This window comes from Mangrovimonas spongiae (assembly GCF_003944795.1).
GTDB classification, from domain to species: Bacteria; Bacteroidota; Bacteroidia; order Flavobacteriales; family Flavobacteriaceae; genus Mangrovimonas; species Mangrovimonas spongiae.
Genome location: NZ_RWBG01000008.1, coordinates 1 through 2,500, shown reverse-complemented (window position 1 = coordinate 2,500; position 2,500 = coordinate 1). Strand labels below are relative to the sequence as shown.

The window sequence follows — 2,500 nt, the reverse complement described above, 5'->3', positions numbered from 1 at the left end:
TCCGGGTTCGCTTGCTTTCGCATGACATGTCTTCAACATGCCGGGTTGCCCCATTCGGATATCTGCGGATCATAGTGTATGTGCCACTCCCCGCAGCTTTTCGCAGCTTATCACGTCCTTCTTCGCCTCTGAGAGCCTAGGCATCCCCCATACGCCCTTATTTAGCTTATTGTACTTTTTGTCTTTTTAATGAGTTTTTATTTAATATAAATATTATATCAAATAGTTAATTATTGCTCGTTACAATAATTTCCCAACAATCAAAATTTAATTTGATTATCGTTTCATGTATCTTTTCCAATATGTCAATGAACTTTATGTTAGTCAAAAGTTATTAAAGTCTTAAAGTCGAAAGTCTAATTTTGACTTCTTAACTTTTGGCTTTTGACTAACTTCTTGTGGAGAATATCGGAGTCGAACCGATGACCTCCTGCGTGCAAGGCAGGCGCTCTAGCCAGCTGAGCTAATCCCCCGTATCTTTAGTGATCAGTTAACAGTTATTAGTTAACAGTACTTATAACGGCTACTCAACCTCTAAAATTTCCATTTAGTAGTCTCAGGCAGACTCGAACTGCCGACCTCTACATTATCAGTGTAGCGCTCTAACCAGCTGAGCTATGAGACTGTGCTATATAGATCTTTAAATTAACAGCAAGAGAACTAACCAAGTTTTAACCTCTTGTTTATTCAAGTCGTCTTTCTCTAGAAAGGAGGTGTTCCAGCCGCACCTTCCGGTACGGCTACCTTGTTACGACTTAGCCCTAGTTACCGATTTTACCCTAGGCCGCTCCTTGCGGTGACGGACTTCAGGCACTCCCAGCTTCCATGGCTTGACGGGCGGTGTGTACAAGGCCCGGGAACGTATTCACCGGATCATGGCTGATATCCGATTACTAGCGATTCCAGCTTCACGGGGTCGAGTTGCAGACCCCGATCCGAACTGAGACAGGTTTTGTGGATTCGCTCCTGCTTGCGCAGTGGCTGCCCTCTGTACCTGCCATTGTAGCACGTGTGTAGCCCAGGACGTAAGGGCCGTGATGATTTGACGTCATCCCCACCTTCCTCACGGTTTGCACCGGCAGTCTGGCTAGAGTTCCCGACATGACTCGCTGGCAACTAACCACAGGGGTTGCGCTCGTTATAGGACTTAACCTGACACCTCACGGCACGAGCTGACGACAACCATGCAGCACCTTGTAAGTAGTCCGAAGAAATAGCTATCTCTAACTAATGCAACTTACATTTAAGCCCTGGTAAGGTTCCTCGCGTATCATCGAATTAAACCACATGCTCCACCGCTTGTGCGGGCCCCCGTCAATTCCTTTGAGTTTCATTCTTGCGAACGTACTCCCCAGGTGGGTCACTTATCACTTTCGCTTGGCCGCTCAAACCGAAGTTCGAACAGCTAGTGACCATCGTTTACGGCGTGGACTACCAGGGTATCTAATCCTGTTCGCTCCCCACGCTTTCGTCCATCAGTGTCAGTACATTGTTAGTAATCTGCCTTCGCAATCGGTATTCTATGTAATATCTATGCATTTCACCGCTACACTACATATTCTAACTACTTCACAATGACTCAAGACAACCAGTATCAAAGGCAATTCTACAGTTAAGCTGCAGGATTTCACCTCTGACTTAATTATCCACCTACGGACCCTTTAAACCCAATGATTCCGGATAACGCTTGGATCCTCCGTATTACCGCGGCTGCTGGCACGGAGTTAGCCGATCCTTATTCTTACAGTACCGTCAGCCCTTTACACGTAAAGGGGTTTCTTCCTGTATAAAAGCAGTTTACAACCCATAGGGCAGTCTTCCTGCACGCGGCATGGCTGGATCAGGCTCTCGCCCATTGTCCAATATTCCTCACTGCTGCCTCCCGTAGGAGTCTGGTCCGTGTCTCAGTACCAGTGTGGGGGATCCCCCTCTCAGGGCCCCTATCTATCGTTGCCTAGGTGCGCCGTTACCGCACCTACTAGCTAATAGAACGCATGCCCATCTTTTACCGCCGGAACTTTAATATAGTTAAGATGCCTTATCTATATATTATGGGATATTAATCCAAATTTCTCTGGGCTATCTCCCCGTAAAAGGTAGGTTGCATACGCGTTACGCACCCGTGCGCCGGTCGTCAGCAGAAAAGCAAGCTTTTCCCTGTTACCCCTCGACTTGCATGTGTTAGGCCTGCCGCTAGCGTTCATCCTGAGCCAGGATCAAACTCTTCATCGTTAAATCTTAAATAATTTTAACAACTTTGAATAATTAATCTAAAAGGACTCAAAATGGTTTGTTCTCTCGTTGTTGAAATAATCCGTTTCCAAACTATTTCTTACGCTGTCAATTCAATATTTTAATGAACGTTTCTTCTTTTCTTTATCGCCTTGTTTCGCAAAGCGGGTGCAAATATACAACCCTTTTTTAATTCACAAAAACTTTTTGAAGTTTTTTTTAATTTTTTTTCGTGCCGCATATTTTTTAAAGAACTTCTCTACTTACA

2 tRNA genes and 2 rRNA genes (1 of these 4 cut by a window edge) are annotated in these 2,500 nt (G+C 45.1%); all 4 read right to left on the bottom strand.

Features of this window, described 5'->3' with window-relative positions:
• Positions 1-172, bottom strand: a 23S ribosomal RNA gene (locus tag EJA19_RS12670) (it extends 2,650 nt beyond the left edge of the window).
• Between the two features lie 227 nt (positions 173-399).
• Positions 400-473: transfer RNA gene (locus EJA19_RS12665), tRNA-Ala, on the bottom strand.
• A gap of 78 nt (positions 474-551) precedes the next feature.
• Positions 552-625 (bottom strand) — tRNA-Ile (locus tag EJA19_RS12660).
• Between the two features lie 81 nt (positions 626-706).
• A 16S ribosomal RNA gene (locus EJA19_RS12655) occupies positions 707-2,232 on the bottom strand.
• The 16S and 23S rRNA genes sit together here with 2 tRNA genes alongside, the layout of an rRNA operon.
• Between the last annotated feature and the right edge of the window lie 268 nt (positions 2,233-2,500).